13 protein-coding genes are annotated in these 16,308 nt (G+C 62.3%); 8 read left to right on the top strand and 5 right to left on the bottom strand.

Annotated elements, in window-relative coordinates; all coding sequences use genetic code 11:
• Positions 1-274 precede the first annotated feature (274 nt).
• From nosR to nahK, 8 genes are all read left to right on the top strand, one after another.
• On the top strand, positions 275-2,443 hold the full coding sequence (gene nosR, locus AC30D9_RS02145; protein ID WP_490143312.1) for a transcriptional regulator NosR: 2,169 nt from the start codon (positions 275-277) through the stop codon (positions 2,441-2,443).
• A gap of 53 nt (positions 2,444-2,496) precedes the next feature.
• The gene (nosZ, locus tag AC30D9_RS02140) at positions 2,497-4,416 is read left to right on the top strand and encodes a TAT-dependent nitrous-oxide reductase (protein ID WP_490143311.1); all 1,920 of its coding nucleotides are present in this window, start codon (positions 2,497-2,499) and stop codon (positions 4,414-4,416) included.
• Between the two features lie 26 nt (positions 4,417-4,442).
• On the top strand, positions 4,443-5,762 hold the full coding sequence (locus tag AC30D9_RS02135) for a nitrous oxide reductase family maturation protein NosD (protein WP_490143310.1): 1,320 nt from the start codon (positions 4,443-4,445) through the stop codon (positions 5,760-5,762).
• Positions 5,759-6,676, top strand: a complete 918-nt coding sequence (locus tag AC30D9_RS02130) for an ABC transporter ATP-binding protein (RefSeq protein WP_307572135.1) — start codon at positions 5,759-5,761, stop codon at positions 6,674-6,676. Before AC30D9_RS02135 ends, AC30D9_RS02130 begins: the two co-directional genes overlap by 4 nt.
• Positions 6,673-7,503: an ABC transporter permease gene (locus AC30D9_RS02125; RefSeq protein WP_490143309.1), complete on the top strand. Its 831-nt coding sequence runs from the start codon at positions 6,673-6,675 to the stop codon at positions 7,501-7,503. Before AC30D9_RS02130 ends, AC30D9_RS02125 begins: the two co-directional genes overlap by 4 nt.
• A 32-nt stretch (positions 7,504-7,535) precedes the next feature.
• Entirely contained in the window at positions 7,536-8,063 is a 528-nt protein-coding gene (locus tag AC30D9_RS02120) for a nitrous oxide reductase accessory protein NosL (protein ID WP_307572137.1), read from the top strand.
• A gap of 271 nt (positions 8,064-8,334) precedes the next feature.
• Complete coding sequence (gene nosP / locus AC30D9_RS02115) at positions 8,335-9,498, top strand: nitric oxide-sensing protein NosP (protein WP_134924516.1); 1,164 nt, start codon at positions 8,335-8,337, stop codon at positions 9,496-9,498.
• Positions 9,428-12,070 carry a hybrid sensor histidine kinase/response regulator NahK/ErcS' gene (gene nahK / locus AC30D9_RS02110; RefSeq protein WP_373459176.1) on the top strand — a complete coding sequence of 881 codons (2,643 nt, stop codon included), beginning with the start codon at positions 9,428-9,430 and terminating at the stop codon, positions 12,068-12,070. The genes nosP and nahK overlap by 71 nt, the downstream gene beginning before the upstream one ends.
• A 190-nt stretch (positions 12,071-12,260) precedes the next feature.
• Here nahK and AC30D9_RS02105 read toward each other — a convergent pair whose 3' ends face one another.
• The 5 genes from AC30D9_RS02105 to AC30D9_RS02085 all read right to left on the bottom strand — a co-directional run bounded on the left by AC30D9_RS02105 (position 12,261) and on the right by AC30D9_RS02085 (position 16,292).
• A complete protein-coding gene (locus tag AC30D9_RS02105) occupies positions 12,261-12,926 on the bottom strand; it encodes a response regulator transcription factor (protein ID WP_053122521.1) in 666 nt (221 codons plus the stop codon).
• Between the two features lie 60 nt (positions 12,927-12,986).
• Complete coding sequence (locus AC30D9_RS02100; protein WP_134924514.1) at positions 12,987-13,520, bottom strand: PQQ-dependent catabolism-associated CXXCW motif protein; 534 nt, start codon at positions 13,518-13,520, stop codon at positions 12,987-12,989.
• 266 nt (positions 13,521-13,786) lie between these two features.
• A complete protein-coding gene (locus AC30D9_RS02095) occupies positions 13,787-14,578 on the bottom strand; it encodes an ABC transporter permease (RefSeq protein WP_490143308.1) in 792 nt (263 codons plus the stop codon).
• On the bottom strand, positions 14,575-15,306 hold the full coding sequence (locus AC30D9_RS02090; RefSeq protein WP_134924512.1) for an ABC transporter ATP-binding protein: 732 nt from the start codon (positions 15,304-15,306) through the stop codon (positions 14,575-14,577). The genes AC30D9_RS02095 and AC30D9_RS02090 overlap by 4 nt, the downstream gene beginning before the upstream one ends.
• The gene (locus tag AC30D9_RS02085) at positions 15,303-16,292 is read right to left on the bottom strand and encodes a YVTN family beta-propeller repeat protein (RefSeq protein WP_134924511.1); all 990 of its coding nucleotides are present in this window, start codon (positions 16,290-16,292) and stop codon (positions 15,303-15,305) included. The genes AC30D9_RS02090 and AC30D9_RS02085 overlap by 4 nt, the downstream gene beginning before the upstream one ends.
• Positions 16,293-16,308 lie beyond the last annotated feature (16 nt).

The raw sequence follows: 16,308 nt of genomic DNA, 5'->3' as shown, positions 1-16,308 counted from the left end.
AGTGGGAATGGCGAGCTTAATATCGCGTGTGATATCCCTGATGCGGCTCATGAGTTGAACGACAAGATGATGGCTAAGGTGTTTTCGAAAGTTCGGAGTGTTGTGCTGAAACGTCTCGGGGGATATCAAATCTCCTGGATTGGTCAATTTGCTATGAGGCGGTAGCGCCTGAAGAAAAAGAGTCCATGTCCTCAAGTTGATTTCAATCAAGGCCTGGGCGGGGTAGCGGGTCCTACCATGATCGCCAAGATCCTGTCCTTAAGCCCTGGCGTTCATGACCCCTTTCTTTGTGATGCTGCACCCATCCCGCTTCTGGCTCCATGGGCTGTTTGTTCTCCTGCTGTTGACCGCAAGTCTCGCCCAGGCCAAGGACTACGGTGATATCCAGCAACAGCGCATCCATTACCTCCTGAGCACGGTTGATTCGATCTCCGAACCCGACGGCGCTTTCAAGGTGCGCAAGCTGTCCGCTGCCGGCAAGGTCCTGGGTTATGTGTTCCAAAGCCTGGACGTGGTGGACATTCCCGCCTATTCAGGCAAGCCAATCAATGTCCAGGTGATCCTCGATCCGGCTGGTGTGATTCTCGATGCCTATGTGCTCGAACACCATGAGCCGATTCTGCTGATTGGCATCGCTGAAGAAAAACTGCATGCATTCAGCGCGCGCTACAGCGGCATCAAGGTCAACCAGCGGGTGGTGGTGGGGCATTCCAGCGACCCGAATGCCGTGACGGTGGATGCCATTGCGGGGGCCACCGTCACGGCGATGGTAGTCAACGAGGTCATCATGCGTGCCGCCCACGATGTCGCGGTGTCCTTGGGCCTGGTCAAGGGTGATGCCGGGTTGGCCGTGGCGCCAGCCCGTGTGCGCGAGGATATCTACGAGCCTGCCGACTGGAAGGCCCTGACCGGCAACGGCGCTGTACGTCGCTTGCACCTGACTCGCGGTCAAGTGGACGCCACCTTCAAGGGCACCGAGGCCGAACAGGTCGAAGTCGCCAGCGCCGAACAGGCCGACGATACCTTTATCGACCTTTACGTGACGCACCTGAACCCGCCCACCATCGGCCGCAATCTGTTGGGCGAGGCGCAATACCGCGCGCTGATGAGCGAGCTCAAGCCAGGCGAGCAAGCCATTGCCGTGATGGGCAGCGGGCGCTATTCCTTCAAGGGCTCGGGTTATGTGCGCGGCGGCATTTTCGACCGGGTGCTGTTGCGCCAGTTCGGCGATGTCATCAGCTTTCGCGACATGGACTTTCAACGCTTGGATGACGTGGCCGTCGAGGACATGCCGGCGTTCGATGAAATGGCGATTTTCATCGTCCGCGCCTCGCACCGCTTCGATCCCGGCTCGCCCTGGAGCCTGGAGCTGCTGATACGCCGCCAGACCGGGCCGGTCAGTGGCATCTTCAGCAGCTTCGAGCTGGCCTACCAACTGCCCGAACCGTACCTGGAGCGGCCATTGCCGACCGCTGAGCAACTGGCGGCCGCCGAAGAAGCCAGCCGGCCGATGTGGCTGACGCTCTGGTATCAGAAAGGCGTCGAAATCACGGTCCTTGGCATCGCCCTGCTGGTGCTGACGGCGATCCTGTTTTTCCAGGATTTACTGGCCCGGCGGCCAACACTGTTGCATTGGGTGCGCCGCGGTTACCTGGTCTTCACCGTGGTGTTCCTTGGCGGCTACGCCTTGGCGCAACTGTCGGTGGTCAACGTGTTGACGTTCGTCCACGCCTTGTTCGAAGGCTTTCGCTGGGAACTGTTCCTCACCGATCCGCTGATCTTCATTCTCTGGGTGTTCACCGCGGGCAGCATTCTGCTCTGGGGGCGCGGGGTGTTCTGCGGCTGGTTGTGTCCGTTCGGCGCGTTGCAGGAGTTGATCAACGAACTGGCGCGCAAATTCAAGGTGCCGCAATACGAACTGCCATTCGCCGTTCATGAGCGACTGTGGGCGATCAAGTACATCATTTTGCTGGTGCTGTTTGGCGTTTCGCTGGAGTCCATGGCCACCGCCGAACGGCTGGCCGAAGTCGAGCCCTTCAAGACCGCCATCACCCTCAGGTTCGACCGCCAGTGGTGGTTCGTGGCCTACGCAGCGGGCCTGCTGGTGATCAACCTGTTTACCCGCAAGGTCTATTGTCGCTACGTCTGCCCGCTGGGCGCGGCCCTGGCGATGCCGACCCGACTACGGCTCTTCGACTGGCTCAAGCGTCGCAAGGAGTGTGGCAATCCCTGCCAACTGTGCGCCAAGGAATGCGAGATCCAGGCGATTCATCCCGATGGCCGGATCAACGCCAACGAATGCCATTACTGCCTCGACTGCCAGATGACCTGGCACAACGAAAACAAATGCCCGCCGCTGATCAACAAGCGCAAGAAGCGCGGCAAGGCGACCGTGACCGATCCGCAACTGATTCCCGTGGTGCAGGTGAACCCGGCGCCTTGAGGCACCCCAATGGCCTGTCCCTTGACCATTTCATTCTTCATGGAGCACACAGCATGAGCGATAAAAAAAACCAAACCCCTGGCGCGGCGGAAGAACCCAGGGGGGTCAGTCGGCGCACTTTTCTCGGCACCGGGGCGGTAACGGGGGCGGTACTGGCCGGCGCAACCGCGCTGGGAGCCGGGACGTTCACCCGTGAGTCCTGGGCTGCGGCGGCCAAGGAGGCCAAATCCAAGATCCACGTCGGGCCTGGGGAGCTGGACGAATACTACGGTTTCTGGAGCGGCGGCCACCAGGGCGAGGTGCGGGTGCTGGGTGTGCCATCGATGCGTGAGCTGATGCGCATCCCGGTGTTCAACGTCGACTCGGCCACCGGTTGGGGCTTGACCAACGAAAGCAAGCGCATCCTGGGCGACAGCGCCAAATACCAGAACGGCGATTGCCACCACCCGCACATCTCCATGACCGACGGCAAGTACGACGGCAAATACCTGTTCATCAACGACAAGGCCAACTCCCGCGTCGCGCGCATCCGCCTGGACATCATGAAGTGCGACAAGATGCTCACGATCCCCAATGTGCAAGCCATCCATGGCCTGCGCCTGCAAAAGGTGCCGTACACCAAGTATGTGTTCGCCAATGGCGAGTTCGTGATCCCGCATCCTAACGACGGCCATACCTTCGACCTGCAGGACAAGAACAGCTTCACGATGTTCAACGCCATCGACGCCGAGAAGATGGAGATGGCGTTCCAGGTGATCGTCGACGGCAACCTGGACAACACCGATGCCGACTACACCGGCAAATATGCCGCGAGCACCTGCTACAACTCCGAGAAGGCCTACGACCTGGGCGGCATGATGCGCAACGAGCGCGACTGGGTGGTGGTGTACAACATCCCGCGCATCGAGGCAGCGATCAAGGCCGGCAAGTTCATTACCCTGGACGGCTCCAAGGTCCCGGTGGTCGATGGTCGTAAAGTCGATGACAAGGACTCCGAATTCACCCGCTACATCCCAGTGCCGAAGAACCCCCACGGTTGCAACACTTCGCCCGACGGCAAATATTTCATCGCCAACGGCAAGCTGTCGCCAACCGTCTCTATGATCGCCATCGATCGCCTCGACGACCTGTTCGCCGACCGTCTCAAGGACCCTCGTGACGTCATCGTCGCCGAGCCGGAACTGGGCCTGGGGCCGTTGCACACCACGTTCGACGGACGCGGCAACGCCTACACCACCTTGTTCATCGACAGCCAGGTGGTGAAATGGAACATGGAGGAGGCCGTTCGCGCCTACAAGGGCGAGAAGGTCAACTACATCAAGCAGAAACTCGATGTGCAGTATCAACCTGGTCACAACCATGCCTCCTTGACCGAGTCCAGCGATGCAGACGGCAAGTGGCTAGTGGTGCTGTGCAAGTTCTCCAAGGACCGCTTCCTGCCCACCGGCCCGCTGCACCCGGAGAACGATCAATTGATCGATATTTCCGGAGAGGAAATGAAATTGGTGCACGACGGCCCGACTTTCGCCGAGCCTCATGACTGCATCCTCGCCCGGCGCGACCAGATCAAGACCCAGAAAATCTGGAACCGCAACGATCCATTCTTCGCTGACACGGTGGCCCGGGCGAAGAAAGACGGCATCAACCTGGAAACCGACAACAAAGTCATCCGCGACGGTAACAAGGTGCGGGTGTACATGACCTCGATGGCGCCGGCTTATGGCCTGACAGAGTTCACCGTCAAGCAGGGCAACGAGGTAACCGTGACCATCACCAACATCGACCAGATCGAGGACGTGACCCACGGCTTTGTCATGACCAACCATGGCGCGAGCATGGAGATCAGCCCGCAACAGACCTCGTCCATCACCTTCACCGCCGACAAGGCCGGCTTGCATTGGTACTACTGCAGTTGGTTCTGCCACGCCCTGCACATGGAAATGGTCGGGCGCATGTTGGTCGAAAGGGCCTGAGTCGGCTCGACAAGGAGATAGATGCAATGACCGGGAACAAGCCGCAACCTGCGGGCCGAGCTCGCCAACCGGTCATTGCGCTGGTGCTTTGCCTGTTATCGGGCGGCGCGTTCGGCGCGCCGCAGCCGATCGCCGATCTGCCTTTGCAGGCCGAGGGCGATCAGCAATGGCGCCTGCCTGCGGGCCAGTACCGGGGTTCGTTCAGCATTGACCAGCCCATGACCCTCACGTGTGCGCCGGATGCGGTATTCCAGGGCCAGGGTGAGGGTAATGGGTTGATCATTCGCGCCCCGAACGTGCGGATCCAGGGATGTACGTTCCTGGACTGGGGCCACGACCTGACGGCCATGAACGCGGCCGTCTTCATCCAACCGGTCGCCCAAGGGGCCGTGGTTCGTGGCAACCGGATGCAGGGCCAGGGCTTTGGTATCTGGGTCGATGGCACGCGGGACGTCAGCCTGATCGACAACCGTATCCAGGGCGACCCCAACCTGCGCTCCCAGGACCGCGGCAACGGCATCCATTTGTATGCGGTACGCGGTGCCCGGGTCATTGGTAACCAGGTGCGCGAAACCCGTGATGGCATCTACATCGATACTTCCAGCGGCAACCTGCTCCAAGGCAATACCCTGGAGGACCTGCGCTACGGCGTGCATTACATGTTCGCCAACGATAACCGCCTGCTGGACAACGTCACCCGGCGTACCCGCACCGGTTACGCCTTGATGCAGAGCCGCCAACTGACGGTCATCGGCAATCGTTCCGAACAGGATCAGAACTACGGGATCCTGATGAACTACATCACCTATTCGACCCTGCGCGACAACTTCGTCACCGATGTGCGCGACGGGTCTACCGGCGACACCATGATCACTGGCGCCGAGGGCAAGGCCCTGTTCATTTACAACTCGTTGTTCAACCGCATCGAAGGCAATCACTTCGAGCGCAGTGCCGTGGGCATCCACCTCACGGCCGGCTCGGAGGACAACCGCATCGCCGGCAATGCCTTCGTCCACAACCAGCGCCAGGTCAAGTACGTTGCCACGCGGTTGCAGGAATGGTCGGCGGATGGGCGCGGCAATTACTGGAGCGATTACCTGGGCTGGGATCGCAATAGCGACGGCCTGGGCGACGTGGCCTATGAACCCAACGATAACGTCGACCGCCTGCTGTGGCTGTATCCCCAGGTGCGGTTGTTGATGAACAGTCCGGGAATCGAACTGCTGCGCTGGGTGCAGCGAGCCTTTCCGGTGATGAAATCTCCCGGGGTGATGGACAGTCATCCGCTGATGGGAACGCCTGTCCAGCCCCCGCAACGCAACAGTGCCCAGGAGGACGCGTCTTGAACGTCGTCGAGATCGAAGGTGTCAGTCAGCGCTATGGCGATGTCACGGTGCTGCGCGGGCTGGACTTAAACCTGGCCCAGGGCGAGGTGCTCGGCCTGTTCGGGCACAACGGTGCGGGCAAGACCACCACCATGAAGTTGATCCTCGGTTTGCTGCGGGCCAGCGAGGGCGAGGTGCGTGTCTTCGGGCGCGCGCCCAGCGACCCGAGCGTGCGGCAGATGCTCGGTTATCTGCCCGAGAACGTCATGTTCTATCCGCAGTTGAGTGGGCTGGAAACCTTGCATCATTTTGCCCGGCTCAAAGGCGCCGCACCGGAGCAGGTGGAGCGTTTGCTGGAAGAAGTCGGCCTGGCGGACGCGGCCCGGCGGCGGGTGAGAACCTATTCCAAGGGCATGCGCCAACGCCTCGGCCTGGCCCAGGCACTGCTTGGCCAGCCGCGCCTGTTGTTGCTGGACGAACCGACGGTCGGGCTGGACCCCATCGCCACCCAGGACCTCTATCAATTGCTCGACCGCCTGCGCTGGCAGGGCACCAGCATCATTCTGTGTTCTCACGTCTTGCCGGGCGTGGAAGCGCACATCAACCGCGCCGCGATCCTCACCCGAGGTCGCCTGTTGGCCCTGGGCAGCCTGGCCCGGTTGCGCGAGGACGCTGGGCTGCCAACGCTGATCCGCGCCTCGGGCCTGTCCCGGGCCGACTGGCTTCGCCAGCATTGGCGCAGCGAAGGGCACGCCACCCAAGGTTGGGGCGCCGAAGGGGTGCAGGTGTCGGCGCCGGATGGCAGCAAACTTAAATTGCTGCGCCAACTATTGGCCCAGGATGACCCGACGGACGTCGAGATCAAGCCGCCGTCCCTGGAGGATTTGTACCGGCATTACATGGTCCGTGCCGCAGCCGAGGAGGCCAGCCTATGAATCCGGTCTGGAACATGGCCCGCAAGGAATTCAGCGATGGCTTGCGCAATCGCTGGTTGTTGGCGATCAGCCTGTTGTTCGCGGTGCTGGCGATCGGCATCGCCTGGCTCGGCGCGGCGGCGTCCGGTCAACTGGGGTTTACCTCGGTGCCCGCCACGGTGGCCAGCCTGTCCAGCCTGGCGACCTTCCTGATGCCTTTGATTGCCTTGCTACTGGCCTATGACGCGATTGTCGGGGAGGACGAGAGCGGCACCTTGCTGCTGTTGCTGACCTACCCGTTGGGGCGCGGCCAACTGCTGCTGGGCAAGTTTGTCGGTCACGGCCTGATCCTGGCCCTGGCCACCTTCATTGGCTTTGGTTGCGCGATGCTTGCCATCGCCCTGTTGGTGGACGATGTCCAACTGAACCTGCTGCTCTGGGCTTTCGGTCGGTTCATGATGTCCAGCACGCTGCTGGGCTGGGTTTTCCTCGGGCTGGCCTACGTGCTGAGTAGCTTGTCGGCAGAAAAATCCACCGCGGCCGGATTGGCCCTTGGGGTCTGGTTTTTCTTTGTGCTGGTGTTCGACCTGGCCTTGCTGGCGTTGCTGGTGCTGAGCGAGGGGCGGTTCAGCCCGGAGCTGTTGCCATGGCTGTTGCTGTTCAACCCTACCGACGTGTATCGGCTGATCAACCTGTCCGGGTTCGATGCCGCGTCCAGTGGCGCCGCGGTGCTGACCCTGGGCAGCGACTTGCCGGTGTCGGGGCCTTTGCTCTGGCTGTGCCTGGGCCTGTGGATGGCGGTTCCGTTGTGGCTGGCCTATCGGTTGTTCAATCGCCGGTGCCCGTGAATTTCTAAACTTGATCAAGGGAGCATGCAACGATGAACAGGGCGTATTTCAAGACGGGCCGCCTCATGGCCGGGTTATTGATGTGCCTGGCGCTGGCCGCTTGCGGCAAGGCTGAGCCACCGGCGACCAGTGAGGCGACGCTGGCGTTTCATCCCAGCGATGAGTGCCATGTGTGCGGCATGGTCATCACCGACTTCCCCGGTCCCAAGGGCGCGGCGGTCGGAGCCGATGGCGTGAAGAAATTCTGTTCGCCGGCGGAGATGCTGGGCTGGTGGTTGCAGCCGGAAAACCATCGGGCCGACGTCAAGCTGTATGTCCACGACATGGGGCGCAGCCATTGGGACACACCGGATGACGCCCACCTGATCGATGCCCGGACCGCCTACTTCGTCATCGGCAGCGGGCTCAAAGGTGCCATGGGCGTCGTACTGGCTTCGTTCTCCGACCCCCAGGCAGCACAGAAACTCGCCAGCGATACCGGTGGCCGGGTGTTGCGCCTGGAAGACATCGACCAGAAACTGTTGGGGCAGGCGAGCGCCATGGCGCCGATGAACCACTGATATAGCCTGCATACCGAACTGCTTTTGTGGCGAGGAGATTTATCCCCGCTGGGCTGCGAAGCAGCCCCGAAACCAGACACCGCGGTGTGTCTGGTTGACTGCATTCAATTTGCTTGGGGCTGCTTCGCAGCCCAACGGGGATAAATCCCCTCGCCACAGCATCAACTTTCTCATCCCATGGAAGCGTCCACCCGCTACCCAAGTAGCATTCGTCGACCCGGCGCGGCTTCGTACACTCAGGGCTCCTATCACGCACCCGCCGGAGGCGAAGATGCAGCAGGCCCAGAGCGAAGGTGTGGTGAGCGCCATGTCCCAGGCCACGGACGTCCAGCAGGTGGCCCAGGAGTTGGCGCGGCAGTTGTTGCACCCGTACCTGGGCTTCGTGCTGTTTTTCTGTTCCGCCGAATACGATTTGCCGGCTCTCGGCCAGGCGTTGTCCCAGAGTTTCGGCGGGATTCGCCTGGTGGGCTGTACCAGCGCCGGTGAAATCACCTCCCAGGGTTACGGGCGCAATTGCGTGACGGCGGTGGGGTTCGATCATCGGCACTTTTCCATTGCCGCCGAGCTGATCGGCGAAATGGAGCACTTCAGCCTGATCGACGCCCAGCAAATGGTCGAGCGCCTGGCGAGCGGCTGCCGCAGCAACGCCTTGGCGCCGATCAAGGGCCACAGTTTCGCCTTGACCCTGCTCGATGGCCTGTCCAGCCGCGAGGAAATGGTGTTGGCGGCGTTGAGCGCGGCGCTGGGGGACATCCCGCATTTCGGCGGTTCGGCCGGCGATGACAACTACCTGACCCACACCCATGTGTACTTCGAAGGCCAGTTCCATAGCGGCGCGGCCGTGGTGTTGCTGATCAACACCTGGCTGGAGTTCGAAGTGTTCACCACCCATCACATCCTGCCCCGGCAAGAGAAGTTGGTGGTGACTGGCGCCGACAGTGCCTCGCGACGGGTCTATGAGCTCAACGCCGAGCCCGCTGCCGAAGAATACGCCCGGCATATCGGCGTGCCAGTGAGCGCACTCGACTACCGGGTCTTCGCCGCCCATCCCCTGGCGGTGCGCATCAACGACCAGTACTACGTGCGGGCCATCCAGCAGGTGCACCCGGACCTGAGCCTGAGTTTCTACTGTGCGGTGGAAAACGGCATCGTCCTCACTGCGATGACCCCCGGCCCCTTGCTGCATAACCTGCAAGCGCTGTTCGACGGTTTGCAGGCTCGCCTTGGCGACTTGCTGCTGACCATCGGCTGCGATTGCTTCCTCCGGCGCCTGGAGCTGGAAGATCGCGGCGGCCTGGAGCAGATCGGCCAATTCCTGCGCGAACAACGGGTGATGGGGTTCAACACCTATGGAGAACAGTTCAATGGCATGCATATCAACCAGACGTTCACCGGAGTTGCCATTGCCCGACATCGCGTCCCCGGACATCGCTGAGCTGCAGGCCCAGCTCGCCAGCCTGCAGCATGAAAACCGCAAGTTGCGGCGCATCAACGAGGCGCTGATCGAGCGGGTGGAGTCCGGCGTAACCCGAGGCAACGACCCCTATGCGGCGTTCCAGCACTCGGTGGTGCTGGCCGAACAGGTGCGCGAGCGCACCGACGCCCTGAACCAGGCCATGGCCGAGCTCAAGGCCGGCAATCACTTGCTGGGCGAGGCGCGGCTGCGGGCGGAAACGGCTCATCGGCACTTGATCGATGCGATCGAAAGCATTTCCGATGCCTTTGTGCTGTTCGACGAACAGCAACGCATCGTCCTGTTCAACAGCCGCTTCAAGGCCTTCTGGGCCAACAGTCGGGTGCGCATCATCGCTGGCATGCGTCTGTCCGAGGTCAAGCGCCTGATGACCGCCAACGGGCTGTTCAGCGAAGAACCCCGCGGCCAGGCCGATGAGCATGTGCTGTATCGCTTGCAGAACGGGCGTTGGCTGCAAGTCAGCGAGCGGCCGACCCAGGAAGGCGGACGGGTGATCCTGTTCACCGACATCACCGACGTCAAGCTCAGTGAAACCGTGCGTCGCGAGCAGGCCATCGCGCAGAAGTCCCACCTGTTGCAGCGGGCGGTGGACAACCTGTCCCAGGGCGTGGCGATGGTCAACGCCCAGGGTGTGCTGGAGCTGTGGAACCGGCGCTTCCTCGAACTCAGCGGTCTGGCGCCGGTGGCGGCCCACCGGCCGTTCAATGAAGTGATCGCCGACAGCGAACTGCAACTGCTGACCCCGGCCAGTCGCGACAGCAATGGCCGGTTGATCCACGAATGCGAGCAGCGCTTGTCCGATGGCCGGGTCCTGGAGATCCGCACGCATCCACTGCCTACCGGCGGCTACGTCAACACCTTCACCGACATCACCGAGCGCTACCAGCACGCCGAGGCCCTGAGCGAAAGCGAGCGCTGGATTCGCCTGATCACCGACCATGTGCCGGCGCTGATCGCTTATCTCAATGCCGACCTGGTCTACGAATTCACCAACAAGGTCTACGAGCAGTGGTATTGCTGGCCCCGTGGCGTGATGCTCGGCCAGAGCCTGCGCGAAGCCCACAGCGAACAGCATTACCAGCGCCTGGAAGCCTATGTGGCCCGGGCCTTGGCGGGTGAGAGCGTGACGTTCGAATTCGCCGAGACCAACATCAACAACCAGGAGCGTTACATGCTGCGCTCCTATGTACCGAACCGCTTGGCCAACGGTGAAGTGGTGGGGATCTTCGTGCTGATCCGCGATATCACCGAACGCCGTCGTACCGCCGAAGCGCTGCACCAGGCCTACCAGAACCTGGAGCAGCGGGTCCAGGAGCGCACGGCCGAACTGACCACCCTCAACGACCAGTTGCTGCGCGAGATCGACGAGCGCAGCCGGGTGGAGTTGCGCCTGCGCGAGGCCAAGCGCGAGGCCGAGCAGGCCAACCTGTCGAAGACCAAGTTCCTTGCCGCGGTCAGCCATGACCTGCTGCAACCGCTCAACGCCGCTCGGCTGTTCACCAGTGCGCTGCTGGAGCGCCGCGAGCCGGTGGCCAACGCGCAGTTGGTGCGCAACGTCAGCAATTCGCTGCAGGACGTTGAGAATCTGTTGGGCACCCTGGTGGACATATCCAAGCTGGACGCCGGGGTGATCAAGGCCGATGTCGCGCCATTCGGCCTCAGCGAGTTGCTCGACAATCTCGCCGCCGAGTACGTCCAGGTCGCCCGTAGCGAAGGGCTGGCGCTGCACTATGTCGGCTGTTCAGTGTTGGTGCGCAGCGACATGCAATTGCTCGCGCGGATCCTGCGCAATTTGCTGACCAATGCCATTCGCTATACCCCCAGCGGCCGTGTCGTGCTGGGCTGCCGGCGGCATCGCCAGAGCGTTTCGATCCAGGTCTGGGACAGCGGCATTGGTATTGCTGAAAACCGCCTGGAGGAAATATTCCAGGAGTTCAAGCGCGGCGATGTGCAGCGGCCGAATCAGGACCGTGGGTTGGGCCTGGGCCTGGCGATCGTCGAGAAGATCGCCGGGATCCTCGGGCACCGGATCCAGGTGCGCTCCTGGCCGGGCAAGGGCTCGATGTTCGCCGTCGAAGTCCCCTTGAGCGCCACCGCGCCCAAGCCGCTGCCGTGCCTGGACATGAGCGAGCCGATGCTCGAACGACTGCGCGGAGCGCGGGTCTGGGTGCTGGATAACGATGCGGCGATCTGCGCCGGCATGCGCACCTTGCTGGAAGGTTGGGGGTGTCGGGTGGTGACCGCGCTGTCAGAGCAAGACCTGGCGCGGCAGGTGGACAACTACCATGCCGAGGTCGACCTGCTGATCGCCGATTATCATCTGGACCACGATCAGAACGGCGTCGATGCCGTGGCCCGGATCAACGCCCGCCGGGGTTCACCGATCCCGGCGATGATGATCACCGCCAATTACAGCAACGAGCTCAAGCAGCAGATCCGCGAGCGCGGGCATACCCTGATGCACAAGCCGGTGCGGCCGATGAAGCTGAAGATTGCGATGAGTCATCTGTTGGGCCAGACCCAGGGCCATTGAACCAAACCATCGCTTTTTGTGGTGAGGAGATTTAGCGAAACGTCGCACCGCCCCGCTGGGGCGCGAAGCGGCCCTAAAAACTGACAACTCGATCTGCCTGGCGGGTCCAGGGGGCTGCTTCGCAGCCCAGCGGGGATAAATCCCCTCGCCACAGGGATATGTGTCAACCCCCTCGCCACAGGGATGTGTGTCAACGCCGCAGATAAGCCCCGAAATCAATATCCCCGGCACTGAGGATCGCCTGCACCCGGTTATGTACGTTGAGCTTGCGCAGGATCGCCGAGACGTGGGCCTTGACCGTGGTTTCGGCGATGTCCAGGGTGTAGGCGATCTGCTTGTTCGACTCGCCCTTGGTCATGCGTTCGAGTACCAGCAGTTGCTTGCGGGTCAGGGCCTGGAGCAGTTCCGGCGGGAACGCCGGGGTTTCGTTCAGGCGCCGGCCCATCGGGCTTTTTTGCGTGCGAATGATGTCGGGCGGCAGGTACACGTTGCCGTTGAGGATCTGCTCGATGGCGTCGGTCATCTGCGAGCGTGGCGAGGATTTGGTGATGAAGCCCACCGCGCCATAGGTGATGGCCTGCAGCACCACTTGCTTGTCCTGCTCGGCGGAGACGATCACCACCGGAATGGTGGGCGCCTCGTTGCGCAGGTTGATCAGGCCATTGAGCCCGTGCATGCCGGGCATGTTCAGGTCCAGCAGGATCAGGTCCAGGTCGTCGTGCTCGGCAGTCAATGCCAGGGCACTGTCCAGGTCGGCGGTCTCCATGACCTCGCTGCCAGGAAAACCGTCGCTGATGACGTTGTGGATGGCTTCGCGAAACAGTGGGTGATCGTCGGCTATCAGGATTTTATACATGGCCATTCACCTCGTTATTGTCGTGTGGGGCAGGGCAGTTGCAGGCACTTTTTTGCAAGATCATGGAAAGGGCTCGGGCCGGGCCGCTTGCAGGGGCAGGTTGGCCGCCTCCCAGGCATCGAGGCCATCGCGGTACCAATACACATGGTTATAGCCCATGGCCGCGGCGCGTTTTACCGCGTTCCAGCTCAGCCAGCAATCGGCGCGGCAATAAAAGACCAGCGGTAGATCCAGCCGCCCGCCGGTGGCAGTGCGCAGGTGATGGCTGAAGTAGGCCTGCCAGGTGGGGTCGAGATCGCCGTCACCGGTATTGGCCAGCCACAGGCTGCCGGGGAGGTTGGCATGGGGTTCGCTGTCGATGAAACGTCCCTGGACCCAGGGACGGCGATAGACGTCGATCAGGATCGGGGGTGAGGCTTGGTCGAGCAGGCGTTGCAGGGCCTGGGTGTCGAGGGTCTGGCCGCCGTCGACGGTGGCGGGCGTCGGGCTGCGGTATTGGGCGATGCGATAGCCCTGTGCTGAAAACAGCGCGGTATCGGCCTGCGCGACATTCAGCGCCAGGCCCAGCAGGAGGATCGGCAGCAAACGGGGCATAGGATTTATCCTTTTTGTTATGCGCCCATTACATGCCAGGGTCGAGGTCTTGTGAATGCGACCATAGACAGGAAAACCAGTACTAAAGTAGTAATTTGGCTTTAAAGACAAGCATGGTCGCGAAGTCATGCACAGCCTCTGTGGGAGCGAGCCTGCTCGCGATTGCGGTCTACCAGTCACATCTTTACTCGCTGAACCACCGCAATCGCGAGCAGGCTCGCTCCCACAGGGGAATCCACCCACAGGAGGATTTGCATGGGGCAGCCTCAACTGGCCTTGCGCAACGCCGCATGCTGCGGATTGAACGTCCACACTGCCAGCAGTGCGAACACCAGGGTCAACCCCACGCACACCACCATCGCCAGCAGGTTGAACCGCTCATACAGGGCAAAACGCACCAATTCCACGCCATGGGTGAACGGGCTGACTGCGCAGAGCCAGTACAGCCAGGGGCTGGCTTCCTGCATTTTCCACAGCGGGTACAGTGCCGAAGACAGGAAGAACAGCGGGAAAATCACGAAATTCATCACCCCGGCAAAGTTCTCCAGTTGCCGGATGGCATTGGACAGCAACAAGCCCAGGGCGCTGAGCATCAGCGCCACCAGCAGCAGCGCCGGCAGGGCCAGCAGCAGGCCCATGGCCGGCGGCTGGATGCCGTACAGCCAGGCGATGGCGAGGAAGGCATAGACCTGCAGCAGCGAAATCAGCGAGGTCGCCAGTAACTTGCTCGCCAGCAGGAACGCCCGGGGCAGGGGGCTGGTGAGCAGGACGCGCATGCTGCCCATTTCCCGGTCATAGACCATCGACAGCGAGCCCTGCATGCCGTTGAACAACAGGATCATGCAGGCCAGCCCCGGCACGATGTACACCTCGTAGGGGATGTAGGTGTCGTAGGGGGCGATGATGGCGATGCCCAGGGCCGCGCGAAAGCCGGCGGCGAACACCAGCAGCCACAGCAGTGGCCGTACCAGGGCGCTGAGTAGCCGTGTGCGTTGCAGCACGAAGCGCAGCCATTCGCGCGTCACGATGCCGCTGAAACAATACCAGTGCGCGCTCATGGGTGGACTCCCTTGGCGGTCAAGTGTGTGAAGGCTGAGCCGAGGCTGCCGCCGTGTTCCAGGCTCACGGCATCGGCGCGGCCACTGGCGACCAGGCGGCCTTGATGCACGATCAACAGGTCGTCGCTGGGCTGCACTTCGTCCAGCAGGTGAGTGGTCCAGAGCACGCTGATGCCTTGTTCGCTGCACAGTTGCCGGATGTGCAGGCCCAGGGCGAGGCGGCTAGCCGGATCGAGGCCGACGCTGGGTTCGTCGAGCAGCAACAGGCGCGGTTCATGGAGCAGGGCGCGGGCGATTTCCACTCGACGCCGATGGCCGCCATTGAGGTCGCGCACCCGCTCGTGGCGCCGCTCGGTCAGGTGCTGGCGGGTCAGTTCGGCGTCGATGCGGACGGCGCCCTGGCGTCGCGAGAAACCGTGCAGCGCCAGGTGATAGCGCAGGTTCTGTTCAATGCTCAGGTCCAGGTCCAGGGTGCTCTGTTGGAACACTACGCCCAACTGGCGCAAGGCCGGTCTTGGCGCTTTTCGCAAGGAGTGGCCGCCAACGCGGATATCGCCGTGTTGCAAGTCATACAGCCGGGTGAGCAGGGCGATCAGCGTCGACTTACCGGCCCCGTTGGGCCCCAGCAGCGCGGCGAACCGTCCGGCGGGCAGGCTGAAACTCATCTGCTTGAGGGCCTCGCGCGCCCCATAGGCGAAGCTCAGGTCGCTGACCTCCAGGGCGTTCATGGCGTGACCACCACGCCCCAAGGGTAGCGCCCGACTTTCACCGACTTGAGGACCTTGCGGCTCTCCACATCGATCACCGAGACGTCACCGCTGACGCCGTTTGTCGCCAACAGTTGCTTCTGGTCCGGGGTAAACGCCAGTTGCCAGACCCGCCGGCCCACCAGCAGGTAGTCCAGCACTTCGAAGGTCTTGGCGTCGATCACCGCCACATGGTTGGCCGGGCCCAGGGCGACGAACGCCAGCTTGCCGTCGGCACTGAGCTTGATGCCCACCGGCTGGACCTTGTCCGGATGCACGCCCTTGATCTGGAACGTCAGGGTCTTGAGGATTTTACGCGTAGCCACATCGAGCACGGTCAACGTGCCGCCGATCTCCGCCGAGGCCCAGAGCTGCGTACCGTCGCGATTGAACTCGACGAAACGCGGCCGCTGGTCCACCAGGGTGTTGTCGGCCAGGGTCTGGGTGCTGGTGTCGATCCAGTGCAGCATGTTGGTGGTTTCACTGGTGTTGACCGCCCATTTGCCGTCAGGGCTGACGGCCATGCCTTCGGGCTCGACACCCACGCCGATCTGGCCCAGCACTTCGGAGGTCTGGGTGTCGATCACGGTCACCAGCGCATCGTCTTCGTTGGACACGTACAGCCAACGGTCGTTGGGGTGCAGGGCGAATTGCTCGGGGTCCTTGCCGGAGGGCAGTTCCTTGATGATCTTGCGGGTGGCGACGTCCATCACCTGGACCCGGTCCGAATCGCTGGCGCAGATGTACAGCAGGCGATTGTCGTGGGACAGCAACAGGCCTCGGGGGCGCTGGCCCACCGGCAGGGTGTCGATGACTTCCAGGCTTTGCATGTCGATCAGGCTCAGGCTGTTGTCTTTCTCGTTGGAGACCCAGGCGATGCTGGCAACGGCAGGGCCAGCGGCCAGCAGGGCAGCGCCCAGGGCGAGGGCTTGGCAGAGCCGGGCCGGGTAAATCAGGGAGCGACGCATGGCGGTTTCCTTATTG

The sequence above is a fragment of the Pseudomonas sp. DF11 genome (assembly GCF_058148565.1).
Note: the sequence above shows the minus strand (reverse complement) of the source record. Positions and strands in the feature narration are given on the sequence as shown.